22 protein-coding genes and 1 pseudogene are annotated in these 26,003 nt (G+C 62.9%); 21 read left to right on the top strand and 2 right to left on the bottom strand.

Translation table 11 applies throughout. The annotated features are described in order from the left end of the window. Positions 1-50 precede the first annotated feature (50 nt). The 14 genes and pseudogenes from ACHMW7_RS25965 (at position 51) to ACHMW7_RS25900 (ending at position 15,043) form a co-directional block, all read left to right on the top strand. Positions 51-995: an ABC transporter permease gene (locus ACHMW7_RS25965; protein WP_395448276.1), complete on the top strand. Its 945-nt coding sequence runs from the start codon at positions 51-53 to the stop codon at positions 993-995. Continuing rightward, positions 992-1,879: an ABC transporter permease gene (locus tag ACHMW7_RS25960; RefSeq protein ID WP_395448275.1), complete on the top strand. Its 888-nt coding sequence runs from the start codon at positions 992-994 to the stop codon at positions 1,877-1,879. The genes ACHMW7_RS25965 and ACHMW7_RS25960 overlap by 4 nt, the downstream gene beginning before the upstream one ends. Further along, complete coding sequence (locus ACHMW7_RS25955) at positions 1,876-3,573, top strand: dipeptide ABC transporter ATP-binding protein (protein WP_395448274.1); 1,698 nt, start codon at positions 1,876-1,878, stop codon at positions 3,571-3,573. The genes ACHMW7_RS25960 and ACHMW7_RS25955 overlap by 4 nt, the downstream gene beginning before the upstream one ends. Beyond that, a pseudogene (locus ACHMW7_RS25950) lies at positions 3,570-4,596 on the top strand (putative FMN-dependent luciferase-like monooxygenase). The gene ACHMW7_RS25955 and the pseudogene ACHMW7_RS25950 overlap by 4 nt, the downstream one beginning before the upstream one ends. A 15-nt stretch (positions 4,597-4,611) precedes the next feature. Beyond that, positions 4,612-5,235 carry a CMD domain protein gene (locus ACHMW7_RS25945; protein ID WP_395448273.1) on the top strand — a complete coding sequence of 208 codons (624 nt, stop codon included), beginning with the start codon at positions 4,612-4,614 and terminating at the stop codon, positions 5,233-5,235. A gap of 14 nt (positions 5,236-5,249) precedes the next feature. Further along, positions 5,250-5,861 carry an alkylhydroperoxidase domain protein gene (locus ACHMW7_RS25940; protein ID WP_395448272.1) on the top strand — a complete coding sequence of 204 codons (612 nt, stop codon included), beginning with the start codon at positions 5,250-5,252 and terminating at the stop codon, positions 5,859-5,861. Between the two features lie 852 nt (positions 5,862-6,713). Beyond that, a complete protein-coding gene (locus ACHMW7_RS25935) occupies positions 6,714-7,322 on the top strand; it encodes a 2-oxo-4-hydroxy-4-carboxy-5-ureidoimidazoline decarboxylase (protein WP_395448271.1) in 609 nt (202 codons plus the stop codon). Positions 7,323-7,972: 650 nt separating this feature from the next. Further along, complete coding sequence (locus tag ACHMW7_RS25930; RefSeq protein WP_395448270.1) at positions 7,973-8,977, top strand: amino acid ABC transporter permease; 1,005 nt, start codon at positions 7,973-7,975, stop codon at positions 8,975-8,977. Between the two features lie 4 nt (positions 8,978-8,981). Beyond that, on the top strand, positions 8,982-9,749 hold the full coding sequence (locus ACHMW7_RS25925) for an amino acid ABC transporter ATP-binding protein (protein WP_395448269.1): 768 nt from the start codon (positions 8,982-8,984) through the stop codon (positions 9,747-9,749). A 24-nt stretch (positions 9,750-9,773) separates the two neighbouring features. Then, positions 9,774-10,715, top strand: a complete 942-nt coding sequence (locus tag ACHMW7_RS25920) for a transporter substrate-binding domain-containing protein (protein WP_395448268.1) — start codon at positions 9,774-9,776, stop codon at positions 10,713-10,715. A gap of 341 nt (positions 10,716-11,056) precedes the next feature. Then, a complete protein-coding gene (locus tag ACHMW7_RS25915) occupies positions 11,057-11,896 on the top strand; it encodes an ABC transporter substrate-binding protein (RefSeq protein ID WP_395448267.1) in 840 nt (279 codons plus the stop codon). Further along, positions 11,886-13,211 (top strand): amidase family protein, encoded by a 1,326-nt coding sequence (locus ACHMW7_RS25910; protein WP_395448266.1) that lies wholly within the window; start codon positions 11,886-11,888, stop codon positions 13,209-13,211. The genes ACHMW7_RS25915 and ACHMW7_RS25910 overlap by 11 nt, the downstream gene beginning before the upstream one ends. A gap of 43 nt (positions 13,212-13,254) precedes the next feature. Continuing rightward, entirely contained in the window at positions 13,255-14,619 is a 1,365-nt protein-coding gene (locus tag ACHMW7_RS25905) for a serine hydrolase domain-containing protein (RefSeq protein ID WP_395448265.1), read from the top strand. 250 nt (positions 14,620-14,869) lie between these two features. Beyond that, a complete protein-coding gene (locus ACHMW7_RS25900) occupies positions 14,870-15,043 on the top strand; it encodes a hypothetical protein (protein WP_395448264.1) in 174 nt (57 codons plus the stop codon). A 35-nt stretch (positions 15,044-15,078) separates the two neighbouring features. Here the strand turns inward: ACHMW7_RS25900 and ACHMW7_RS25895 are convergent, their stop codons facing one another. Next, entirely contained in the window at positions 15,079-15,249 is a 171-nt protein-coding gene (locus ACHMW7_RS25895; RefSeq protein WP_395448263.1) for a hypothetical protein, read from the bottom strand. Positions 15,250-15,494: 245 nt separating this feature from the next. Here ACHMW7_RS25895 and ACHMW7_RS25890 point away from each other — a divergent pair, with 245 nt between their 5' ends. After that, positions 15,495-16,139 carry a carbonic anhydrase gene (locus ACHMW7_RS25890; RefSeq protein ID WP_395448262.1) on the top strand — a complete coding sequence of 215 codons (645 nt, stop codon included), beginning with the start codon at positions 15,495-15,497 and terminating at the stop codon, positions 16,137-16,139. A gap of 168 nt (positions 16,140-16,307) precedes the next feature. Beyond that, complete coding sequence (locus tag ACHMW7_RS25885; RefSeq protein WP_395448261.1) at positions 16,308-17,741, top strand: aldehyde dehydrogenase family protein; 1,434 nt, start codon at positions 16,308-16,310, stop codon at positions 17,739-17,741. An 85-nt stretch (positions 17,742-17,826) separates the two neighbouring features. On the opposite strand, the gene ACHMW7_RS25880 is transcribed toward ACHMW7_RS25885, so the two are convergent. Next, a complete protein-coding gene (locus ACHMW7_RS25880) occupies positions 17,827-19,581 on the bottom strand; it encodes an ABC transporter ATP-binding protein (protein WP_395448260.1) in 1,755 nt (584 codons plus the stop codon). 232 nt (positions 19,582-19,813) lie between these two features. Here ACHMW7_RS25880 and ACHMW7_RS25875 point away from each other — a divergent pair, with 232 nt between their 5' ends. The 5 genes from ACHMW7_RS25875 (at position 19,814) to ACHMW7_RS25855 (ending at position 25,974) form a co-directional block, all read left to right on the top strand. Then, positions 19,814-20,839, top strand: a complete 1,026-nt coding sequence (locus tag ACHMW7_RS25875) for a BMP family protein (protein ID WP_395448259.1) — start codon at positions 19,814-19,816, stop codon at positions 20,837-20,839. Between the two features lie 157 nt (positions 20,840-20,996). Then, the gene (locus ACHMW7_RS25870) at positions 20,997-22,535 is read left to right on the top strand and encodes an ABC transporter ATP-binding protein (RefSeq protein ID WP_395448258.1); all 1,539 of its coding nucleotides are present in this window, start codon (positions 20,997-20,999) and stop codon (positions 22,533-22,535) included. After that, a complete protein-coding gene (locus ACHMW7_RS25865; RefSeq protein ID WP_395448257.1) occupies positions 22,525-23,574 on the top strand; it encodes an ABC transporter permease in 1,050 nt (349 codons plus the stop codon). The genes ACHMW7_RS25870 and ACHMW7_RS25865 overlap by 11 nt, the downstream gene beginning before the upstream one ends. A gap of 169 nt (positions 23,575-23,743) precedes the next feature. Then, a complete protein-coding gene (locus ACHMW7_RS25860; RefSeq protein WP_395448256.1) occupies positions 23,744-24,685 on the top strand; it encodes an ABC transporter permease in 942 nt (313 codons plus the stop codon). After that, positions 24,682-25,974 carry an amidohydrolase family protein gene (locus ACHMW7_RS25855; RefSeq protein WP_395448255.1) on the top strand — a complete coding sequence of 431 codons (1,293 nt, stop codon included), beginning with the start codon at positions 24,682-24,684 and terminating at the stop codon, positions 25,972-25,974. Before ACHMW7_RS25860 ends, ACHMW7_RS25855 begins: the two co-directional genes overlap by 4 nt. Positions 25,975-26,003: the final 29 nt, after the last annotated feature.

The following is a 26,003-nucleotide window of genomic DNA, read 5'->3' as shown; positions in this document are numbered from 1 at the left end:
TCTCCGGTGAGACGGGATCATTCTCCTGATCGCTTCGACGGAGATCCTTCATGTCGCGATATGTCATCGGCCGGATAGGCCAGGCCGTTCTCGTCCTCTGGGCGGCCTTCACCGTCAGCTTCGTGTTGCTGCAGCTGTTGCCGGCCGACGGCGTGCTGATCAAGTTCCTCAATCCGGAACTTGGCCTCAGCCCCGAGCAGCTTGCCGAAATCCGTATCGCCTACGGCGCCGACGCCCCTATCTGGCAGCAATATCTGTCGACCCTCGGGTCGGTGCTGTCAGGGGATTTCGGCTATTCGGTCCGCGCCGGCGTGCCGGTGACGTCGCTGCTGGCAACCACCTTGCCGACGACCTTGCGGCTGGCAGCGATTGCCCTTGTCGTGTCGGTGCTGGTCGCCGGTGCAATCGCCTATGTCGCGACCGTCAGTCGTAGCGCGTGGTTGCGCAATACGCTCCATTCGCTGCCGTCGCTATTCATCTCGATCCCCGTCTTCTGGCTGGGCATTGCCCTGATCCAGGTCTTTTCGTTCCGGCTGAAGCTGATCTCGGTCATCAATCCCGGACCGGTGGAAATGCTGGTGCTGCCGGTATTGGCCATCGCCGTGCCGATTTCGGCGCCGCTGGCGCAGATCCTCATCCGCAGCATCGACGAGGTGCGCACGCGTCCGTTCGTGGCAGTGGCCCGGGCCAAGGGTGCCAGCCACAGGCGCGTGCTGGTGAGCCATGTCGCGGGCAACGCCATCCTGCCCGTTCTGACCATCGGCGGTGTGCTGTTCGGCGAGCTCGTCGCAGGTGCAGTCATCACCGAAACCGTGTTCGGCCTCAACGGCATCGGCGCACTGACCTACCTGTCGGTCAACACCCAGGACGTCACTGTCCTCCAGGCGATCGTGCTGATTTCCGCTGCCGGCTTCGTGCTCACAAACCTGATCGTCGATCTTCTCTACCCGGTCTTCGATCCCCGTCTTCGCAATCCCGCAGGAGCCAGCGCATGACCATCATCGATTCACTGGGCGCCGTCGGCGGCCTGGAGCCCCGAGACGCAAATGCGGCCTACGATCGCGAAGACTTTGCCGAACGGTTGAAACGGCTCCAGCCCAGCCTGGTTCTGGCCTGGCTGGTCATCTCGATCGTCGTTATGTGGGCACTGCTGCCCGGGCTGTTCACCGGCTATAGCGGCACCGAAGGCGTGGCTGCCGAAAAGCTCACCGGGCCGAGCGCGCAGCATCTTCTGGGCACGGATGCGCTCGGTCGCGACGTTTATGCACGCATCGTCTATGGCGCGGTCCATTCGCTCAGCGGCGCTTTTGCCGCTGTCGGCGTCGGCCTCGTCATCGGCACCGCCCTTGGCGTGGTCGCTGCCGCCGCCGGCGGGCGTGTCGAGGATGTCGTCATGCGCATCGTCGACGTGCTGCTGTCGATCCCGAGCCTGCTTTTGTCGCTCACCATCATCATCCTGCTCGGCTTCGGCACCGTGAACGCGGCCATTGCCGTAGGCGCCGCCTCCATCGGCAGCTTCGCCCGGCTGGCTCGGTCCGAAGTGGTCCGCGTGCGCCGCAGCGACTATGTCGAGGCCGCCTTCGGCAGCGGCGGCAGCTTCACATCGGTGCTGTTCCGCCATGTCCTGCCCAACTCGCTGACGTCGGTCATCGCCTTTGCCGCGCTGCAGTTCGGCAATGCCATCCTCAACATCTCGACACTTGGCTTCCTCGGCTATGGCGCGCCGCCGCCGACGCCGGAATGGGGCCTGCTGATCGCCGAAGGCCGCAACTACGTTTCCACAGCATGGTGGCTGACGACGGCACCTGGGATCGTCGTGGTGCTGGTCGTGCTGTCAGCCAATCGCATCAGCCGCTCCTTCGGCGGGAGCCGGGCATGACCGAGTTGAAACTGGCCAGCAAGGCGGCGCCGGCCGATGCTGCGGCCCCTGTGCTCGAAGTCGACAAGCTGGTCGTTTCCTATGGCCATGGGACGCGCCGCGAAACTGTCGTCCACGGCATCTCGTTTTCGGTGCAGCCGGGCGAAGTGGTGGCGCTGGTCGGCGAATCCGGCTCCGGCAAGTCGACGACGGCGCATGCGGTGATCGGGCTGTTGCCCGAAAACGGTCGCGTCGAGGCCGGCGACATCAGGCTGAACGGCACCAGCATTTCAGGCTGGGCCGACAAGCGCCTGGACACGATCCGCGGCAAGGTGGTGAGCCTGATCTCGCAGGATCCGGTCAGCTCGCTCAATCCCGTCAAGACAATCGGCGACCAGGTCCGCGAAATCCTCAAGGTGCATCGTTGGGGCGACCGGCGCGCGATCGACGAGCGCGTCATCGAACTGCTCGATCGCGTCGGGCTGCAGCAGCCCGAGCTCAGGGCCAGGCAGTATCCGCATCAGCTTTCGGGCGGCATGCGCCAGCGCGTGCTGATCGCCATCGCGGTCGCACTCCGGCCGGCCTTGATCATCGCCGACGAACCGACCAGCGCGCTCGACGTCACCGTCCAGCGCCGGGTACTCGACCTGATCGACGAATTGCGGGCCGAGTCCGGCACATCGGTTTTGCTTGTCACCCATGACCTCGGTGTTGCTGCCGACAGGGCCGATCGGATCGTGGTGCTGCAGGGCGGTCAGATCCAGGAGACGGGGACCGTGGCCGACGTGCTCGCCGCGCCGAAGTCGGCCTATACGAGGCAGTTGCTCAACGACGCGCCGGCTTTTGCCACGCCGAAGACCGCGCGGAACGAGCTCCGGGCAAACGCCGAGCCGGCCATCGTGGTCGAGAATCTGGTCCAGCATTTCCCGCTGTCGGGCGGCCGGCAGCTCTGTGCCGTCGACGGTGTTTCCTTCGACGTCGCGCGGGGAACCACCCACGCCTTGGTTGGTGAATCCGGCTCGGGCAAGACGACGACGGTGCGCGCCATTTCAGGTTTCCAGAAGCTTGAATCCGGTCGCATCGTCGTCGATGGCCAGGATGTGTCGTCGCTGCGCGGCGAGCAGTTGCGTCAGTTTCGTCGGCGCATCCAGCTCGTCTACCAGAATCCGTTCGCATCGCTCGATCCACGCCAGAGTATCTTCGACATCGTCGAGGAGCCGCTGCTCAACTTCGATCCGGTGCCCAAGGCCGAGCGCAGGGAGCGCGTCCATGCGATCCTCAAGCGGGTCGGGCTGCCGGAGGCATCGCTAGCCCGGCTGCCGGCGGCCCTATCAGGCGGACAGCGGCAGCGCGTGGCCATCGCCCGGGCAATCATCCTGAACCCTGAAATCCTTGTGCTCGACGAGGCGGTGTCGGCGCTCGACGTCACGGTCCAGGCGCAGATCCTGGAGCTTCTCGACGAACTCCAGCGCTCGCTCGGCCTGACTTATCTGTTCGTCTCGCACGACCTCGCCGTGGTCAGGCAGATCGCCGACACCGTGTCGGTGCTGCGCGACGGCAAGCAGGTCGAGCAGGGCAGCATCGAAGATGTCTTCGAGCGCCCGGCGCACGACTACACATGCGAACTCATCGCCGCGATCCCGGGCAGCAAGCTGAAGTCTGGAGCAGGCTTCCTCGCCCGCGCAGTCCGGCCAATTGAAGGAACTGCTTCATGACCGAGAGGAAAAGGCTCGGGTTTTTCACCCGCCTGCTCGAGGAGGCATCGCCGGCCGACCGCTACCGTTTCGCAACCGAACAGATACTCACCGCCGAACGAGAGGGTTTCGACGCGGCCTGGGTGGCGCAGCATCATTTCCGCGCCGCCGAAGGCGGGCTGCCGTCGCCGCTGATCCTGCTTGCCAATGTGGCCGCCCGCACCCGCACCATCCGGCTCGGCACCGGGATCATCACGCTGCCGCTGGAAAATGCACTGCGTGTCGCCGAGGACGCCGCCGTGCTCGACCTCATCTCGGGCGGACGGCTCGAGCTGGGCGTCGGTTCGGGCGGAACGCCCTCATCCTTCACCGCCTTCGGACTGGACAGTATCAGGCGCGGCGAGCTGCTCGATGTGCATCTCCAAGTTTTGCGAAGCGCTTTTGCGGGCAAGCCGTTCGCCGGTGACGACACGCTGTATCCGGCCGCCCCGGCGCTTGCCGGCCGGATCTGGCAGGCAACCTTCTCGATCGAAGGCGGTCGTCGTGCCGGTCTCGCCGGCGATGGCCTCATGCTGTCGCGGACGCAACCACGCCCCAAGGACAATCCGAGCGCTGCGTTGGACGAGGTGCAGAACCCGATCATCGACGCCTATCTGGCAGCACTGCCTGAGGGTGTCGCCCCGCGCATTCTGGGCTCACGCAGCCTTTGTGGCCGACAGCCATTCGGAAGCCCTGCAGCTTGTAGAGAAGGGGCTGCGCCGGGTGCGCGATCATTTCATCGCCACCGGCCACACCGCGCCGGGCGACAGCGTCGAGGAGCTCGCGACCGCATTCGACACCCATGCGGGCTCGCCCGATGCAGTGATCGCCAGCCTGTCGGCCGACACCAGCCTCAGGCGTGTCACCGACGTCGTGTTCCAGGTCCATTCGGTCGACCCCGGCCATGAGCGCACGCTGCGCTCGATCGAACTCACCGCCCAGAAGGTTGCGCCTGCGCTCGGCTGGGGCAGGTCGATACCACACTCCCCGAAACTCGTTGCCTGAACGGAGGCCAGAACCATGAGCAACCCCGATATCATCGACGAGCTTGCCGGCATTGTTGTCGGCTCCAGGCTCGATCTCATCCGCTATGACCGCGTCGAGGCCCGCGACCACGCACAGAAGAGCTATGTCGCGCTGTTCGACCCGGACGACCAGAGCGAGGTTTCTGTCCGCGACCGCTTTGCGATCGCGAGTTTCGTCGTCGGACTGCATGGCGACGACAGGGTCACGAAGCACTATCTCGACAAGTTCGACGCAGAAAAGCCGTCCAAGGCGCTGGCGAGCGCCATCGCGCATGAGGTGCGGCAGGGCAAGGCCAGCGGTCCCTACGGTGCCTATCCCGCCGGGCCGCTGACGCGGGAGAATGTGACCGGCCCGTCCTACCGCGTCGCCGAAGCGAGCCGCGAGGTCCTGGGTACAAAGCTCGCGGCCGGGCTCGAACATGCGCATCTGCTGGTGCTGCACCCGCGCGATGCCAGCCCGGTAGCGCTTCAGGCGCTGCTCGACGCCGGCTGGAGTGTGACCGGCATCGTCACGCTGTCGCAGATCATTGCCTTCCTTGCCTTTCAGATCAGGGTGGTGGCCGGCCTGCGTGTGCTCGACAGGAAGTTTGCCGCCGACCGCCTCGACGCAGCGGAATGACAGGGATCAACGACATGACCGATCAAGCAATCACCTATCCCGACAACATCGAACCGAATGTCTTCACCCGCGATGAACTCGGCTGGGTTCCCTGGCTGCAGCCGCTGGCCGAGGACGAGCTGACATCACGCCACCATGCCGGTCTGGTCGATCCCTCCCGCGCCAAGTCACCCTATTTCATGCTGCTGGCGCGAGACCCGGATATCCTCGGCGCGCGCACCAGGACCGACAAGGACATCTTCTACAACACCAAGAGCGGCCTGCCGCGGGCCGAACGCGAGATCGCAGCGACCGCCGCGTCCCGCACCAACGGGTGCATCTTCTGCGCCTCCGTTCATTCGCGCTTCGCCTATCAGCATTCCAAGCGCGACGAAGATGTTCAGAAGCTCCTCGAAGAGGGCATCTACACGGATATCGATCCGAGCTGGAATGCGATCATTGACGCTTCTGCTGCCCTGACAAAGACGCCCCAGGGTTTCACGGAAAGCCATATCGACGAGCTGCGCCGAGCCGGTCTGGACGACGTGGCGATCGTCGACGTGATCAACGGTGCCGCATTCTTCAACTGGGCGAACCGTCTGATGCTGTCCCTCGGTGAGCCAACACCGCCGGCCTCAGTGGCGTGACGCCCTAGGCGACATCGGTAACGCCGCCAATTGGTAGCGCCGCCAATCGGCGGCGATTTCCAAATGACGCTCGGCGACCAAAGGGCGAAAATTTCTCGAGGCTTGGGGCATCTTGTCGGCTCCCAGCTCCCCGAATGAAGCCCGGCTTGGTCCTAACCACCTTGCGTGCGACTTCTAGCGCCCGTTGATCGTTTTCTCCGGCGAACCGGGCCATAACCACACTATGGTGTCGCCAGAAGTCGATAACGTCATGCGTTCCGAGTCGTACCGCTTCATTCAGCGTTCCGGCAGAAATTGGTGACTGAAATTAGCATGACCGTTGACCCACAATTTCCGATCGGGGCGGATGAGCGGTCATCGTGGTTGTGTCGCAATTGCCGATTGCTGTCACGGATTGGACGAGCGCGCGCATAAGTATCACGGAGTGGTCGAACTCCGGTCATATGCGCTTTTGTCAATCTCACACGTCCAAGGCTGATGAGACGGGCCATACACCAGTTGGCGCGCAACCGTTGCCGTTTCGCAGAGTCGGAAAATCGGAAGCTTGTCTTTTTTTGTATAGACATACTTCCGTTGGCGTGTATACGATACTGCTATATAATTGTATACTAAACTGGGCTGACACAGCCCTGCGCCTGGCGAACTCAAGCAGCGGCGTACCGCATAACAGATTGAGTCTCATGGTTCTGAAGGTGTGCTGCTCCAAAGCAGCGTGATGCCGAATGGATTGCCGGGCGAGGACGACTTTCGCGCGAGCGATCGGCCGCATGGAATGGCATTCGATGATTGTATCCAGATCATGGCGTATTGGGGAGAGCATGCGGATCAAGCTTATCAATCCAAACCGCTTCGATGACCAAACTCATGGGTGAAGCTGCTCGCGCGGTCGCTTCACCGAGCAGCAAGAATCCGCAGCGTCTCCAAAACGTCCTCAGGGCTTCCAACGAAATGCAAAACAATCCGATACCAGCGACGACCCAGGCCAGGTTCGACAAGGCGAGTTTTGTCGAAAAGTTCGCCAATTGCTTCCGCGGCGGCGCGGCGCTTGCCGGGCGCGCCTATGAGGAGGCATCCGGCACACTGGTCGACAGCCAGACCATATTCTCCGCGCTACGCCAGCAGTTCCGGGCGGCTGGCGACGCCGAGAAATTCGAACTTCTGAAGCACTACACCCCGCTCGATCCCGCCATCAAATCGGCCGAGATCGTCGCGGACGAGGCTCGATCCGAGCGCCTAGGCCGTATGACCGCTTATCAGCAAGGTAGGTTGCTCGACATGTTGGCGGCGTATCGGAAAAAATTCGGCTTTGATGCAATCTTCGTGGTGCGTGCCTACACGACAGCCGAACTGCTCGCCTCGCTCGAAGTTCGGGTCGTCGGCGACCATCAAGCTGAGCTCGCCATCACCTACAGTGAAGTGGAACGCCTGGCCCAAATTCAGGTTGAAGCACAATTCACCTGAGCGGCTCGTAAGGGCAGAGATTGCCCAGCTCAAGTCGATCATTAGCGCGGCGGGGTCAGGCGCATATGCTCCCGCTGCTCAATTCCTGCTGTTGGACGTCTTGCCAAAGGGCAAAGCGCAATCGCCGCCTCCGCCATGTCATGCTGGTTTGATCAGGCATGGCAGGGCATTTTCCGTTCATTATTGTATACAATAATTCAACGAAAAGCCGACGTCACTTTTGGCGCCGGCGGTCGGGCTCGCGGCCTGTTCTGCTTGCAGGAAGGCCAATTTTTATGTGATTTGCCATCAAACTGCCAATAGCCGGCTGAACTCCGACGAGGGCTCAGGCGGGCGCCCCGGTCGGCAAGTTGGAATGTTTTTCTTTGCGTCAAAAAATAATTGTATACACGATTGTATCGAAAATTGCTTGCTTGTATATACATATTCGGCTACTAACAAAGCCAACGACGCAACATCGGCTGGGAGGGTCGAGATGCTTCAATGCCTCATATGGGGCGCCTGCCACGGGCAGGCGCTGGCGGGTCGATCTTTGCCCGCAGTCAGGCCGGTCTCGAAAGAGCGGCCGCAGATTCAAAAACCATGACTGACAAAATCCCGGGTTGTCCGCCACTCGCGAACTCGCCGTCGACAGGGGAAAGGGCCTTCGCATGATGAATCTGCCGCGGCCGTCAAAGTATCTCCGTCAAGAGACGGCAATCGATCGCAAACCGCATTCGCAAGGATGGGAGCTTCCCATCCTGCCCGACGATGCGCGCCTCATCCCTCGGCCTCAGCCGTGGACGCCGGTGGCCGCCGTCGCGTGCATCGCCATTTTTGCGTTCTTGCTATGGAGATTTCTCGAGAACCCGGTCGTCGACCGCGCCGTTATCCTGGAATATCTCTTCAAGGACGTAACGCTCAGGGGTGTCGGCGTAACCCTGTACCTGACGGCCATATCGATGGTGGCCGGTATCGCCGGCGCGATCATCCTGGCGATGATGCACTTGTCGGACAACATCGTGCTTTCAACTCTGGCGCGATTGTACATCTCCATCTTCAGAGGCACGCCGCTGCTCGTGCAGCTCATCTTCTGGGGTTATCTCGGCATCTTTACGCCCGACATCTCGCTCAGCCTTCCGGGCATTGGCACCATCTTTTCCTTTCCGACCTCTGACGTCGTCACCCCGATGGTCGCGGCAATTCTGGCCCTGTCGCTGAACGCGGCTGCCTATTCGGCCGAAATCGTCAGAAGCGGTATCCTCTCCGTTCCAAGAGGCCAGGTCGAGGCGGCGAGATCCGTCGGCATGACGCGGCTTCAGGCGTTTCGCCGGGTGGTGATGCCTCAGGCTCTCAGAGTGATCATCCCGCCAATGGGCAACGAGGTGATCGCCATGCTGAAGGGCACCTCGCTCGTCTCCGTCATTGCCGGCAACGATCTCATGACAAATCTGCAGAACGTCTATTCGCAGACGTTCCAGATCATCCCGCTGCTGATCGTGGCCAGCATCTGGTACCTGATCCTGGTCTCCCTTCTCACCATTCCGCAAACATGGCTCGAGCGGCGGTTCGGCCAATCCGTGGCCCGCACCCGTTCCCCTCGCCAGCAAAGCCGCCTCCGGGGCCTTTGGAACATGCGCCTGCGCAGCGTCACCGCTGGTGGCGAAAGGAGCTGATCCCATGACCTCACATCCACTCGTCAGCGTCAGGACCCTGACCAAATCCTACGGCCACAAGGTTGTTCTCAAGCGCATCGATCTCGACGTGGCCGAGGGCGAAGTCGTCGCGCTGATCGGGCCGAGCGGCTCGGGCAAGAGCACGCTGCTGCGTTGCATGAACCATCTGGAAGGCCAGGACAGCGGCTGCGTCCTGGTTGCCGGCGAACCGGTCGGCTACGCCGTGAGGCATGGCGAGCTGCACGAGGTATCCGACAAGGTCCTCTCCTACCAGCGCCGCAGCATCGGCATGGTGTTTCAGGGCTTCAACCTGTTCCAGCACATGACGGCGCTGGAAAACATCATGGAAGGGCCGATCCGCGTCCTCAAGCTCCCCCGCGCCGAGGTGGAGCGGGATGCCAGGCTATTGCTAGGCCTGGTCGGCCTCGGCGATTGGGCTGATCACTACCCGATGCAGCTCTCGGGCGGCCAGCAGCAGCGCATCGCGATCGCCCGTGCGCTCGCCATGAAGCCGCGCGTGATGCTCTTCGACGAACCCACCAGCGCCCTCGATCCCGAACTGGTCGGCGACGTGCTCGAGGTCATGCGGACGCTGGCGCAGGAGGGCATGACCATGATCGTCGTCACCCATGAGATCGGCTTCGCACGCGAGGTCTGCGACCGCGTCATCTTCATGGCCGACGGAGAGATAGTCGAACAGGGCCTGCCGGGCGAGGTCCTGCTCGATCCCAAGCATGAGCGCACCCGGGAATTCCTACGCAGACTTCTTTAGCAGCCCAACAGAGAGGAACACGTAATGCATACCACGACGAAACTACTCGCCTCCTTCGTCGCCGGCGCACTCGCCTGCACGGCCTTCGCAAGCACGGCGCTCGCCCAGTCTGGGACGGACCAGGTCGTTCTCGGCAAGACAATCACCAAGGATGAAGCAGCCGCATCGCTGGTTCCCGCCAAGTTCAACGGCACGCTCCGCCTCGTCGTCTCGGCGCCCTATGCGCCGTGGATGTTCTTCGACGACAAGAACGAGCTGACGGGCATCGAGATCGACGTCGTCAAGACCGTCGCCGCCAAGATGGGCGTCAAGGTCACCTTCGACAACATCAAGTTCGAAGGCACCATTCCAAGCCTCCAGGCCGGCAAGGCCGACATGATCGCCGCAGGCATGGGCGACAACAAGAAGCGCGAGCAGATCCTCAACTTCATCAACTACACCACACTCGGCCTCGTCGTTCTGACCCGCGAAGGCGACAAGTCGATCAACGGCCTCATGGATCTCTGCGGCAAGTCGGTGAGCCGCATCAATGGCGACGTGTTTGGCCCCTGGGTGGAGGAGAAGCTGCAGCCCAAATGCCAGGCGGCCGGCAAGGAGAAGATCGACGTCAGGACCTACCCCGATCCCAACGCCGCACTGCTGGCGGTGAAGAGTGGCTCGGTCGACTCCGAGATCACCGGCCTGGTGTCGGCGACGACGATCCTCAACAGCAAGGAAAACGGCGGCCAGTTCCGCATCATCAAGCCGGAAAACAGCCCGCGGGGGTGGAAGCTCGCCAATGGTGGCTTCGCCGTACTGAAATCCGAATCCGAGTTGACCAAGGCGCTCGAGATCGCGCTGAAGGCGACGAAGGCGGAGGGAACCCTCAAAGCCATTGCCGAGCACTATGGATATCCCGATGTCATCATCGACGACATCGTGGTGAACCAGCCGGAGCCGGCCGGCAACGCCGGCGGGATCGATTGATCCATCGGCGACACGCGTGAGATCGCGGCGCTGACCATGCTGGCGGCCGACAGGTATGGCAATGGCCTATCACGATCTTGGCGACGCGTTCGCTTCGTCTGAACGGGCAGCTTACCCCTGGGTCTCTCTCCCGAGACCGCAAGACGACTGTCGCCACTTCGGGGCAACCCGGGGGTGGCGACAGTTTGCAAGTTGGCCATGGAACCACGCCCACCGCATGGGCCACCGCGCCCTCCGATGCACGTCGCGCGGTCCACGGTCATTGGTGCATCATTTTAACTCAAGACGACGTGCGGAATGAACAAGTGGACACATTGAGGATCTCTTGCGCGCAAGACGTCATGTATGCGCCTCAATACGCGGGGATTTCCACCGGACTGTTCTCTGAACAGTCGATTCATCTCGAGTTCTACAGGAACAACGGCAGCTGCGAAGATACCGTTGGAGCCGTCAATCGCGGCGAAGTCGATCTCCTGCTAGGCACCTGCCTTTACGGCGTCAGGTTGGCCGAAACGGGCGTGAGCCCCGTCGTCGTCGCGCAGAGCAATCAGCAGACACGGCACGTACTCGCCCAGCGGGCGGACTGCTCGTGGCATCCGCAATGGTCCGACTTGCGGGGTAAGGCCATTGTCGTTCATCCCGGCCAGACGCCCACGGCTTGGGCGGCATTCGCCTATGCGCTCAACAACAGCGGCATCTCCCTGGGGGAGGTCAAACCGATTGTTGGCTACACCGCGGAAGACGCGATCAGCGAGTTTGTCCGCGGCGTCGGCGATGTTCTTTTCATTGATGGCGATACAGCCCTGCGTGACGACCTGCGTATCGCATTGCCGGTGAGCCGGCAGGCAGGCCGGCTGCCATGGAGCGTCTACATGATGGACCGGCGAAGTATCGAGCCAAGGCGCGAGCTGTTGCGGCGCTTCGCCCAGGCATTGGACCACAGCCTGAAATGGCTGCGAGCCGAGACGACGGAAACGATCGCGCGTGCCCTGGCTCCCTTTTTTCCAGATGTAAGCCCAGGGCGGCTGCTGGCGGTTGTCGAGCTGCATCGGAGCCTCGACCTGTGGGCCGCCTCAAGCACTCTCCAACTGGATCAGGTGAAGCGATGGTCGGACGCGCTGGAGCTTGGCGGACTGATCGCGCCCGGTAGGCAATTGAGGGAATATCTGGATGTTCTTTGACACTCCTCTCCACTCTCTTTTGGAGCAGGCGACCACTCAGCCCGAACAGCTGCGCGAGCGCTACCTGATGTTGTCCACGGACGTCGAAAGCCGGGACGCCTTCTATCATTCCATGTGCGAGCCAAGCTGGGACTGGCTGGCTTCCGAGCTCGATCGGATCGGATCCCGTCCGGCTCCCAAGAAGCCGTCGCTCTTTGGACTCCCTGTTGGGGTGAAGGACACCATCGTCGTTTCCGGATTGCCGACGAAGGCTGGCACACAGGCCGATGTCGGGCAGTTGCTTGGGTTGCCACAGAGCCCCGCGGTGACCGCACTCCAGGATGCCGGTGCTGTCATCATGGCCAAACAGGCGACAAATCAGTTCTGCTCAAGTGCTGGGCCGGCGCAGACGCAGAGCATCCGCGGAACGACGTATTTTGCCGGAGGCTCGACGGTCGGCGGGGCTGTCGCGGTCGCCGCCGGGTTCACGCGCCTCGCCTTGGGCAGTGACGCCGCGGGTTCGGTGAGGCATCCCGCCGCCTTGGCTGGGGTCGCAGGGTTGCGCCCGCGAAAGGGATCGATTTCAGATGCGGGGCAGATCAATGGTTCGCTGTCGGGACAAAGCACTGGTCTCATCGCGCGCAGCGCGGACGATATCGCGCTGATCCTGGCAAGATGTCCCTCCTTGCATGTCGAGCCAGACGACCGGGCAATTTTTGACAAGGAACGGCCAACCATCGGCGTTCCAGGCGTCTCATGGGGCGGCATAGATCCCGCAGCCGAGTCCGCCCTGCGGTCGTCGATGTCTCGGCTTGCGGAGATGGGCCACAAAGTGGTGTCGACGCCCATGTGGATGACGCAAGAGGCACAGGACGATTTCTTTCTCGTCATGAGCTTTGAAAATTGGAAATTCCACCAACCGCTGATGGCGGAGCATCCCGAGATCTACGATCCGGCTGTCTATCGCGTCATGCGGGCGGGCGCGGCGATAGAACCAAAAGACGCGGCGGCGGCGAGGCGACGGCTTGTCGGCCATCAACAGCGGCTGCTCGATCAGGCCCATGCAGCGGGGCTCGATATCCTGCTTACGCCAAGCATTCCCCGGCCAGATATCCGCAAGGACGCTGGCACGCCGCGGGAACTGTCCGCAGTGGGCGGGCGGTTCACCGCCATATCGAACATCTACGACTTCGACAGTCTCTCGGTTCCGGTGGAGAGGTCGCCCGAGGGCTGGCGACGCTCGGTGATGCTGCACGGGATCACGGTGCCGTTGTCGGGTCTGGTGGCCTGTGCTCGCCACATTGAACTGGATCAGGCCGACGCCTGTTTGCAATGAACAGGCACGAATTCAACGAAATTCCGAAACAGGGTGACCAGACATGCTTGACGAATTGACGGCGTGGCTTGAGCAGACCGGAGCCCCAGGTGTGTCGGTGGCGATCGACGATGGTCGTGAAATCCGTTGCTTCAACCGTGGTGTAGCCGACCTTCGCACCCGAACGCCGGTGACCGTGGAAACCGCGTTCCAGCTCGGTTCAGTATCCAAGGTCATCACCGCCTTCGTACTGCTGGAAATTCTGGCGGATAAGGGGCTCTCCGTCGACACGCCCGTGGTGGAACTCGCCCCGGATCTGGAGGCCAGCAACGAGCGGGCATTTCACGATATCACCGTCCGGCACTTGCTTTCCCACGCCAGCGGTCTCGATTCCCAATGGTGGGTGGATCTTGGCCGGGGAGATTGCGCCCGCCGGCAAGCGGCCCGGGCTATTGCCGCGACGCCGCTCATCGCCCGTCCCGGCGAGCTGTTTTCATATTCGGGGCCGGCCTTCGTCCTGGCGGGCTATCTGGTCGATCTGTTGGCGGGAACCTGCTGGGAGGAAACCGTTCGCGATACGGTCGCTCGATATCTCGGCGAGCATTCCATTTCGGCGCGTCCCGAAGACATCCTCTTGCAGCCGTCGGCGACCGGTTACCGCAAGCCTGCGGAGCCGGGCGGCGCGCCCCTGGCGGCAACCCGATGGTATGCGCCTCTGGCGCTGTCGCCGGGCGGAGGGCTGGTGGCCACGGCACTGGACCTGGCCAGGCTGATGAAGCCGGTGCGGCGAAGGCTCGGTCTGGAACCGCTCCACAGCGATGGCCAACTCACCCGGACAATCGGCTGGCGGTACGAGGGATGGGGCATGGGGATGGCGCGCTACCGGCTCGCGGATGGCAGTCTCGCCTGGGGGCATGACGGCACGACATCCGGCCAGGCCTGCGCGGTTCGCCTCGCCGACGGTGGGCCCGAGACGGTCGTCGTTTCGACCAATGCCGTCTGGGCCGCTTCACAAGCAGGCCAGTTGGCGGAGTCGATGTTGACCGGCCTGCGCAACGGCACTGGACGTGCGACCATCAAACGGCGACGCGACGCCCTGGAGGCGTATGGCGCGTGGCGCTTGCCGGCCAACGCGGAACTTTCGGGCCGTTATCTGCGCCTGAACTCGACCATTCTGGTACGGCCCGCCTCAACTAACGAGCTTGTTGTCGACGAGATATCGTCACCTCAGGACGAAGCCAACTGGTTCGGACAAAAAACGCCGCACGGCGCGGCCAGCCTCTCCGACATGTTCAGGAAAGTCGGGGCGCATTCCTACATGTCGGCCACCAGGGAGTTCCATTTCCTTCGGCATCCCGACGATCCCGCCCGGCAGTACATCCACAACGGAATGCGCGCCAGCGTGAAGGCATACCGGCCGTGGATGTGACGGGTGACTTCGTCGTCTCGATCCTAGTGCCGTCATCCGACCAACGAGGCCAATGTAATCTCGCGCGGCCATCAAGGCACCAACTGCCAAACAGGCAAAACAGAAGATGCCCGTGACCAAGCCGTCCAATCATGAAAGCGTCGCCGGCCTTTCAGTCCACCCTGTACTGCGCGCCTTCGCCGGACGAGGTATGTGGGGTTCATCGAACAGCATCCGGATGCCGAGTTGTACTTGATCATCGTTCCCCCGGATGAAAACCTCCCGCCTTGGGTCGTTTGCCTTCGGCCTGGACGACAACCAGCTGCGTTGCGCTGTCGATCAAGCGTTGGCAGCGTTCCTCGGCTCCGACAAACATCGTGTGATGATGGCGCGGTTCGGATTCAGCGACGCCGAAGTCGACCTGGTCGCAAATTGGACGGTGTGAAGGGATGCCGGATAACGCCCTTCTCAGCTAGCCGCTCAGCTGACGGTGTTTTCCTTCTTGTGTTCGCAGTCCGTGCCTTGGCCGCTCGGCTGCGGGCAGTTTTCGCCACTGCATTCCTGAGCCTGGGCGCGGGTGACGGACACTGGCCCGCTGGCGGAGGTGATTGCGACAATGGCGATCGAGAAGGCGAAAAGGAGCAGGCGCATTTCACTCTCCTTGTAGCAGGGGCGGAACGACAATACCCACAAGATTGCCGCCTGGCGGTGCGCAATCCAGGCCATTGCAGGCAAAAATGCCCCTACGGCAGCATAGCCCAACCAGCATCGTGGTAAAGCATCGGCCTGAACGGCTGCTGGCCGGGCAGGGCACCCGCGCACCCCGCTGAACCGACGTTGGGGAACTGACGCATTTGCATTTGCGGCGACGGCTATTTTTGTTTAAGGCCAAGCTTATGTCGCACTTGCCCGAGACTCTGCTCGCCGGTTATCGCAACTTCATGTCCGGTCGCTATGCGGCCGAGACGGACCGTTACAAGTCCCTGGCGCGTGAAGGCCAGTCGCCCGAAACCATGGTCATAGCCTGCTGCGACTCCCGCGCTGCGCCCGAAACCATCTTCGATTCCGGCCCTGGCGAGCTTTTTGTCGTCCGCAACGTCGCCAATCTCGTGCCGCCCTATTCGCCGGATGGCGAATTCCATTCCACCTCGGCTGCATTGGAATTCGCGGTGCAGGCGCTCAAGGTCAAGAACATCATCGTCATGGGCCATGGCCGTTGCGGCGGCATCCGCTCGGCGCTCGATCCCAATGCCGCACCATTGTCGCCGGGCGATTTCATCGGCAAGTGGATGAGCTTGGTTGCACCGGCCGCCGAGACGGTGACCGGCAACACGATGATGACCCAGACCGAACGCCAGACCGCGCTCGAGCGGATCTCGATCCGCTACTCGATTGCCAATCTGCGCACTTTCCCATGCGTGAAGATTCTCGAGCAGAAAGGGCGCCTGGAGCTTTTCGGCGCCTGGTTCGATATTTCGGCGGGCGAGTTGTGGGTCATGGATCGCAACACCGGCGACTTCGAGCGCACCGCCATCGCCTGACATTTGGCGGCTGGCCTCATCTCAATGACTTGAATGGCTTGATATCTCCGGCCTAGCTTTACGGGTCGGCAAAGCCTCGGGCGCCTGTGCCCATGGCTGCGCCAACGGAGGGCCAAGTCATGACCATCACCCCCCATCCGCCATGTGCTCGACGGCAGCCATCGCCGGATGTTCATTGGCGGCGCGTGGGTGGAGGCGGCGTCCGGCGAGACGATGGAAACGCGCAATCCCGCCACCGGCGCGGTCATCGCCACGGTGCCGCGCGCCGGCAAGCGCGACATCGAGCGCGCGGTTGCGGCCGCACGCAATGCATTCGATGGGCCATGGAGCCGTTTCAAGCCGCATGAGCGGCAGAAACTGCTGCTGAAGATCGCCGATCTGTTCGAGCACCACTGGGAAGAAATCTGCGTCTCCGACACCACCGACATGGGCCTGCCGATCGTCCGGGCGCGCGGCAACGCCAACCGCGTCCTTGGTATGTTGCGCTATTACGCTGGCATGGCGACGGCGCTGCACGGCCAGACCATCGAGAACTCGCTGGCCGGCGACATCGTCTCCTACACCCGCAAGGAGCCCGTCGGTGTCGTCGGCGCCATCATTCCCTGGAATGCGCCGACTGCCGCCTCGGTGTGGAAGATCGGTCCAGCCTTGGCGACGGGTTGTACCGTGGTGTTGAAGCCGTCGGAGGAAGCGCCGCTGACACCGCTTTTGATCGCCGAGCTGATGGCCGAGGCTGGCGTGCCCGACGGTGTCGTCAACATCGTCACCGGCACGGGCCTCGAAGCAGGTGCTGCGCTTGCCGAGCATATGGGCGTCGACAAGATCGTCTTCACCGGCTCGACCGCCACCGGCCAGAGCATCGTCCGCGCCTCGGCCGGCAACCTCAAGCGTGTGTCGCTGGAACTTGGCGGCAAGTCGCCGGTCATTGTCTGCGCCGACGCCGATATCGAGCGCGCTGTGCCTGTGGCGGCGATGTCGGTTTTCGCCAATTCCGGCCAGATCTGCATCGCCGGCTCCAGGCTGTTCGTCGCGCGGCCCATTCATGACGAGTTCGTCGCGCGCCTTGCCGCCTATGCCGGCGCCTTGCGCATCGGCAATGGCATCGACCCCGCGACCGAGATCGGCCCGCTGATTTCGCCACGACAGCTCCAACGCGTCGAGGGTTACCTGCGCGCCGGAACCGAGGAGGGCGCTCGCCTCGTCGCCGGAGGTGGCAGGCTCGCCGATGGTGTGTTCGCTGCCGGCAATTTCGTCGCGCCCACCGTCTTTGCTGGCGTCTCCGACACCATGCGCATTGCGCGCGAGGAGATTTTCGGCCCCGTCATTTCGGCGCTGCCCTTCGATACGCTCGACGAGGTGGTGCGGCGCGCCAACGATACGCCTTACGGTCTCGCCGCTGGTGTTTTCACCCGCGACCTCGCAACCGCGCACCAGCTGTCGCGGCGGCTGCATGCCGGCTCGGTGTGGGTCAACACCTACCATGCCATTGATCCGGCGGTGCCTTTTGGTGGCTACAAGATGAGCGGCTACGGTCGTGAGGGTGGTGGCGAGCACCTCGACGAATATCTCAACACCAAGGGTGTGTTCATCCGCATCGACTGAGGCTGTAACCGCACTGCGGACCAGCAAAAAGCCGCGCCCGGGTTGCGGTCGCGGTTTTGGCATTTCGTTGCTGGTTGGCTTTGGCTCAGCGCATCAGCTGGAATTCATAGAGCCTGCGATAGAGGCCCTCGGCTTCGATCAGGTCGACATGGCGGCCCTGCTCGGCGACCTTGCCGTCCTGCATCACCACGATGTTGTCTGCCTGGTGCACGGTCGACAGCCGGTGCGCGATGGCGATCGTCGTGCGCCCTGCCGACAGCTTCTCCAGCGCCTCGCGGAACAGTGCCTCGGACTCGGCGTCGAGCGCGCTGGTCGCTTCGTCGAGCAGCAGAACGTTGGCGTCGCGCAGGATGGCGCGAGCGATGGACAGGCGCTGCTTTTGCCCGCCCGAAAGCAGGGCGCCGTTTTCGCCGACCTGGGTGTCGTAGCCATGCTTGAGCGACATGATGAAGTCGTGGGCGTTGGCGGCCTTGGCGGCTTCGATCACTTCATCGTCGCTGGCGCCTTCGCGGCCAAGACGGATGTTGTGCATGATCGTGCCGGTGAATAGGAACGTGTCCTGGCTGACATAGGCGATGCGGTCGCGCACCGAATGCAGCGTCGCATGGGCAATGTCCTGCCCGTCGAACAGCACCTGACCGCTGTCAGGATCATACATGCGCATGATCAGGTTCATGATCGTCGACTTGCCGCTGCCGGACGGGCCGACAAGTGCTGTCATCTTGCCGGGCGGGAAAACGAGATCGAGATCGCGCAGGACTGGCTCGCCATCGGCATAAGAGAAGCTGACGTCCTTGAGCTCGATCTTGCCGGTGCCTGGCACCAGTGCTTCGGCACCTGGCTTTTCGGCGAGCGTCAGCGGTCGGTCGGAAAGTTCATACATCATGCGCACGCCGACGAGGCCTGCTTCCAGCGAGACGCGGAAACGCGCCAGCCGCTTGGCGGGCTCGTAGGCGAGCAGAAGTGCGGTGATGAACGACATGATGCTGCCCGGCGTCTGGCCGCCCTGGACAACCAGATAGCCGCTGACCAGAACTACGCCGGCGATGGCAAGGCCAGCCAGCGTTTCCATGATCGGGCTCGTACCGGCTTCGAGCGCTGCGATCGCGTTGGCGCGCTTTTCAACATCGGAGACGGCACGATGCATGCGGCCGCGCATCACCTGCTCGAGGTTGAACGACTTGACGATGCGCACGCCCACCGTCGTTTCCTGCATCACCTGGACGATCTGGGCCAGCGACATGAACTCGGCCTCCATGATCTTGCGCACCCGGCGCAGGATCTGGTTGACGCCGAATATGGCGATCGGCCCGACGATGAAGGCGACCAGCGACATCATTGGCTGCTGGTAGATCATCACCGCGACCAGGCCGAGCAGCGAAAACAGGTCGCGCACGAACGAGGTGACGATGACATCAAGCACCACCCGGGCTGCCTGCGCATTGTGGGTGACGCGGGTGATCAGGTCTGATGACGGGATCGAGTGATAAAAGGAAATACCTTGCGCCAGGATGCGGTCGTAGATGTTGCGCTGGCGTTCGGCGATGATGGAGTTGCCGACGCGGCTCAGGAAGAACGCCTGCACGAAGGTGGCGATACCCTTGAGGGTGAAGATGCCCGCCACCATGGCCGCGATCATGTAGACGCGGTTGATGTCCTTGCCGATGACGAACTCGTTGGTGATGTCCTGCATGATCCAGGCGCTGGCCGCCGTCATGCCGGCCACCACCAGCATCGCAATGATGGCGATGCCATAGCCAAGCGCATGCTGGCGGAATGACTCCCTGATCAGTCTCCAGATCAGCAGATGATTCTGCGTCGGACGAAAAAATCGAAGCAAATCAATGGGTCCCTTGGGCCGCAATCCCCCGCGCCGGCCTATATAAAGCACCTGTCAGCGAAGGGGAACCGCTGTTGATCGGAGGCATCAGGCGTACTGTCGCAGCCCGTAATGGCACGGTGGACAGTGAAATGGCGCGGATTGCCGCTATCTGCGATTTCGCATACCGTTGACCAAACGATAAAAAGTCGCCTTCGCCAAAGAAGACCAAAACCAGCCAGAGGTGGAAAGAATGCCAAGAAATTCAAACGATTTCGGCTTGTCTCGTCGTGCCTTGATCAAGGCGGCGGGTGCATCCGCAGCCGTTGCTGTTGCGGGCCTGCCGGTGCGCCTGTTTGCGGCGGATCCGATCAAGGTTGCCGCCGTCTACACTGTGCCGGTCGAGCAGCAGTGGGTCAGCCGTATCCATAAGGCGGCCAACGCCGCCAAGGAACGTGGCGACATCGAATATGTCTATTCGGAAAACACCGCCAACAACGACTATGAGCGCGTCATGCGCGAATATGCCGAGGCCGGCCACAAGCTGATCCTCGGCGAAGTGTTCGGTGTCGAGGACGCCGCCCGCGCCGTCGCCAAGGACTATCCCGACGTTGCCTTCCTGATGGGCTCGAGCTTCAAGCCGGACGCTGCCGTGCCGAACTTCTCGGTCTTCGACAACTACATCCAGGACGCTTCCTACCTCTCCGGCATCGTTGCCGGCGCGATGACCAAGTCGAAGAACATCGGCATGGTCGGCGGCTATCCGATCCCCGAGGTCAACCGGCTGATGAACGCCTTCATGGCGGGTGTGAAGGAATCAGCGCCCGACACCAAGTTCCAGGTCGCCTTCATCGGCTCCTGGTTCGACCCGCCCAAGGCCAAGGAGACCGCCTTCGCCCAGATCGACGGCGGTGCCGACCTGCTCTACGCCGAGCGTTTCGGTGTCTCGGACGCTGCCAAGGAAAAGAAGGTGCTCGCGATCGGCAACGTCATCGACACCCAGGCCGATTACCCTGATACCGTCGTTGCTTCGGCGCTGTGGCACTTCGAGCCGACGCTCGACAAGGCGATCGCCGAGGTCAAGGCCGGCACCTTCAAGGCCGACGACTATGGCGTCTATTCCTTCATGAAGGCCGGCGGCTGCTCGCTCGCCCCGCTTGGCACCTTCGACGGCAAGGTGCCCGCCGAGATCAAGGCCAAGGTCGCGGAGAAGGAAAAGGCGATCAAGGACGGCTCATTCACCGTCGAGATCAACGACGCCGAGCCGAAGTCGAGTTGATGACAGCGCTCTTCTCCCGTTCACGGGGAGAAGATGCCAGCAGGCAGATGAGGGGTGGCTCTACCTCTCGGAAGTTGGCGCTGCCCCTCATCCGGCCCTTCGGGCCACCTTCTCCCCGTGAACGGGGAGAAGGGACCTCCATCGCCGCGGCCATCCCATGTCCATTGCCTCTGCCTCCCCCGTCCTGCGCCTCTCCGGCATCACCAAGCGGTTCGGCCCGCTCGTGGCCAACGACGCCATTTCCTTTGAGCTCAAGCGTGGCGAGGTCATCGCGCTGCTGGGTGAGAATGGCGCTGGCAAGACGACGCTGATGAACATCCTGTTTGGCCACTATGTTGCTGACGAGGGTGCGGTCGAGGCGTTTGGCAAGCCGCTGCCGCCAGGCGATCCGCGTGCCGCACTCAACGCCGGCATCGGCATGGTACACCAGCATTTCACCTTGGCCGACAATATGACGGTGCTGGAAAACATCGCGCTCGGCACCCAGAGCCTGTGGCGTCCGCGTCTCGACCGGGCCGCCGCACGCCGGCGCATCGAGCAGCTTTCGGCTGATTTCGGCCTGGCCGTCGATCCAGCTGCGACCGTTTCCGCCTTGTCGGTGGGCGAGCGCCAGCGTGTCGAAATCCTCAAGGCACTTTACCGCGACGCCCGCATCCTGATCCTGGACGAGCCGACGGCGGTGCTGACGCCGGCCGAGACCGATGCGCTGTTCCGCACGCTCAAGCTGCTCGTCGCCAAGGGGCTGTCGATCATCTTCATCTCGCACAAGCTGCATGAGGTCATGGCCGTCAGCGACCGCGTGCTGGTGCTGCGGTCAGGTCGTCTTGCCGGCGAACGCGCTACAGACGCGACCGACCGCAAGGAGCTTGCGGCGCTGATGGTTGGCCAGGAGGTCAAGCCGGCAGAGGTCGTGCCGGTCGAGCCGGGCGCAGCGCTTCTCGTACTCGATGTCGTCTCCACCGCTCGCCGCAATGGCGCGGCACTCGACGGCGTGTCGCTCACCTTGCGCGCCGGTGAGATCACGGGCCTTGCCGGCGTCTCAGGCAATGGACAGGCGGCGCTTGCCGCTTTGCTCGCCGGTACCGAACGCCCCACCGGCGGAACGATCGCAATCGGCGGAACGCAAATTGGCGACTGGTCGCCCAAGGTAGCGCTCGGTCACGGCATTGCCCGCATCCCCGAGGACCGCCACGCGGTCGGCACCATCGGCGACATGAGTGTGACGGAAAATGTCATTGCCGAACGTTATGCCAGCCCGCGCTTCAGCCGCATGGGGTTCCTCGATTGGAACGCGGCGCGCGGTTTCGCCGAACAGATCATCGCCGACTACGATGTCAAATGCCCGTCTCCCGAGGCGCGCATCCGCCTGCTGTCGGGCGGCAACATGCAAAAGCTGATCCTAGGCCGTGCGCTCGATCCCGAGCCGTCGGTCATCCTGGCCAGCCAGCCGACGCGCGGCCTTGATGTCGGCGCTGTGGCCTATGTCCACCGCATGCTGATTGCCGCACGGCAAAGGGGGGCTGCGATCCTGCTGATTTCCGAGGACCTCGAAGAGATTTTGGCGCTGTCCGACCGTATCGTCGTGATGTCCAAGGGCCGGCTGTCGAGCCCCTCTGCTCGTGGCGAGCGCAGCATTCGCGAGCTGGGGGAACTGATGGCCGGACACGGCGGGGAGCGCAGCGATCATGCGGCTTGAGCCCAAACCTGCGCCGTCGCTTGCGTTCACCTTGCTGTTTCCGTTGGCGGCCATCGTAGCCACGCTGGTTCTGACTTCGCTGCTGGTGCTTGCCGCCGGTGCTTCGCCGCTATCGGTCTTTTACCTCGTCGCCAAGGGTGCCGCCGGCTCGCAGTTCGCCCTGCTTGAGACGCTGACCCGCGCCACTCCGCTGATCTTCACCGGTCTCGCCGTCGCGGTCGCCTTCCGAGCCAAGCTGTGGAACATTGGCGCTGAGGCGCAGCTCTATGTCGGCGGCATCGTCACAGTCGTGCTCGGCACCGGCGCCTTGCCGCTGCCCTCGGTGATCCTCATTCCCATCATCATGCTGGCGGCGATGCTTGCCGGCGGGCTGCTGCTGCTTGGGCCGGCTATCCTCAAGACCCGCTTCGGCGTCGACGAGGTGGTGACCACGCTGCTGCTCAACTTCATCGTGCTGCTGTTCGTCTCGATGCTGCTGGAAGGCGTGCTCAAGGATCCGATGGGCCTTGGCTGGCCGCAATCGCAGAAGGTCATCGCCGATGCGCAACTGCCGCGCATCATCCAGGGCAAACGGCTGCACTATGGCTTCGTTGTCGCCATCGTTTCGGCGATCGTCGTCTGGGTCATCATGAAGAAGACGGTGCTCGGCTACGAGATGCGCGCCGTCGGCCACAATCCGGAAGGCGCGCGCTTCGTCGGCATCCCGGTCAACCGCGCGCTGATGAAGACAGCACTGCTGTCAGGCGGTCTTGCTGCCCTGGCGGGTTTCTCCGAAGTTTCGGGTCTCAAGGGCAATCTGACGCTCGACCTGTCGCCGGGCTATGGCTATTCGGGCATTGTTGTCGCCATGCTGGCGATGCTCAATCCGCTTGGGGTCATCGCCTCCGCCATTTTTGTCGCTGGTATATTCGTCGGCGCCGACGCCATGAGCCGCACAGCCAAGGTGCCGAGCTACATCGCCGATGTCATGGTTGCCACCTCGCTGCTGACCATGGTGGTGGCGATCTTGCTCACGCGGTTCAAGGTGAGGTGGAGGTGATGCGGCCCAACAATAACCTCTCTTCGGCCCTTCGGGCCACCTCTCCCCAAAGGGGCGAGGAACCCAAGCTGGAGAGGCGTCGCAACTGCGCTTCCTCGCCGCTCTGGGGAGAGGTGCCGAGCGCAGCGAGGTGGAGAGGGGCGTTTCACATGGTGCGAGGATGCTTTTGATGGACGCCCTCGACATCCTCTTCACCGCCTCGTTCTGGGTCGCTGCCATCCGCATCGCCTCGCCGCTGATTTTCGCCACGATGGGCGAACTGATCTGCGAGCGCGCTGGCGTGCTCAATCTCGGCATTGAAGGCATCATGACCGCTGGCGCCTTCGCCGGCTGGTTCACCGTCTATGCCGGTGGTGACCTGTGGACCGGCGTGCTGGTGGCTGCCCTTGCCGGCGCGATGTTTGGCCTGCTGCATGCCACGCTGACCGTGCCGCTTGGCCTGTCGCAGCATGTCGTCGGCATCGGCGTCACCCTGCTCGCCACAAGTCTCACCTATTTCACCTATCGCCTGGCACTGCCCGAAGTGACATCGCCGCCCAAGATCGAACCGTTCCAGCCGTTGCCGATCCCCGGCCTGTCTGGCATCCCGGTGCTCGGCGAGGCGCTGTTTTCGCAGACGCCGCTGACCTATTTCGCCTTCATCACTGTCGCCGTGGTCGCCTGGGTTCTCTACCGCACGCCGGTCGGCCTTGCCGTCCGCGCCGCAGGCGAAAACCCCTCGGCGGTCGAGGCGCAAGGCATCTCCGTCACCGCCATCCGCATGGGCGCAGTCATGGTCGGCAGCGCGCTGATGGCGGTCGGCGGTGCCTTCCTGACCATGTCGGCGTTCAACTCGTTCTTTTTCGAGATGATCAACGGCCGCGGCTGGATCTGCATAGCACTGGTGGTTTTCGGCTCGTGGCGGCCGGGCAAGGCCTTGCTTGGCGCCATCCTGTTTGCCGCTTTCGATGCCTACCAGGTCCGGCTGCAGCAGCTGTCCGGCGGCCTCGTGCCCTATCAGGTGTTCCTGATGATGCCTTATGCACTATCGATCCTGGCGCTGATCCTGGTGGCGCGCCGCGCCACCTATCCCAAGGCGCTGATGATCCCCTATCAGAAAGGCGAGAGATGAGTTTCGACCTGATCGTCAAGGGCGGCACGCTATCAGATGGAACCGTTGCCGACATCGGCATCAAGGGCGACAAGATCGCCGCGATTGAGCCGAAGATCGAAGCTGCGGCCAAGACTGTCGTCGATGCCTCCGGCAACCTCGTCTCCCAGCCCTTCGTCGATCCGCATTTCCATATGGATGCTACGCTGTCTTACGGCCTGCCCCGCATCAATGCCTCGGGCACGCTGCTCGAAGGCATCTCGCTGTGGGGCGAACTCAAGCCGCTGTTGACCCATGAGGCGGTCAAGGAGCGCGCGCTCGCCTATTGCGACTGGGCCGTGTCGATGGGCCTGCTCGCCATCCGCACCCATGTCGACACCTGCGACGACCGCCTGCTTGCCGTCGAGGCCCTGCTCGAGGTCAAGAAGGAGATCGCGCCCTATATCGACCTCCAGCTCGTCGCCTTCCCGCAGGACGGCCTCTACCGCTCGCCTACAGCCCGCACGAATACAATTCGCGCCCTCGACATGGGCGTCGATGTCGTTGGTGGCATTCCGCATTTCGAGCGTACCATGGCCGACGGCACCCGGTCGGTGACCGAGCTCTGTGAAATCGCCGCCGAGCGTGGCCTGATGGTCGACCTGCACTGCGACGAGACCGACGATCCGCTGTCGCGGCACATCGAGCAGCTGGCTTATGAGACCCAGCGTCTCAGCCTGCAGGGCAGGGTGGCCGGCTCGCATCTGACATCGATGCATTCGATGGACAATTACTACGTCTCCAAGCTGCTGCCGCTGATATCAGAAGCCGGCGTGTCGGCCATTCCCAATCCGCTGATCAACATCATGCTGCAGGGCCGCCACGACACCTACCCCAAGCGTCGCGGCATGACCCGCGTGCCCGAGATGCTTAAGGCCGGCATCCGTGTCGGCTGGGGCCAGGATTGTGTGCTCGATCCCTGGTATTCGCTCGGCACCGCCGACATGCTCGACGTCGCCTTCATGGGCCTGCACGTCGCCCAGATGTCGAGCCCCGCTGACATGCGCCGCTGCTTCGACATGGTCACCAGGGTCAATGCCGAGATCATGGGGCTCGACCATCTCGGCCTTGCAGTTGGCAAGACGGCGAGCCTCGTCGTGCTCGATGCCGGCAACCCGATCGAGGCGGTGCGCCTGCGTGCTGAGCGGCTGTGCGTCATCGCCAGGGGCAAAGTCGTTGCCGAGCGCCCCAAGCGCGATACGGCGTTGTCGATCAAAGGCCGTCCGGCTACGATCAACCGCCGCCATGTGGTGCCGCAGCAGGCGGACTGACGCCCGACAGCGTCTGGCCGGATGTCACA

It is taken from the genome of Aminobacter sp. UC22_36 (genome assembly GCF_044056035.1).
Lineage (GTDB): Bacteria > Pseudomonadota > Alphaproteobacteria > Rhizobiales > Rhizobiaceae > Aminobacter.
The sequence above is the reverse complement of the archived record's forward strand: the minus strand, read 5'-3'. Positions and strand labels throughout refer to the sequence as shown.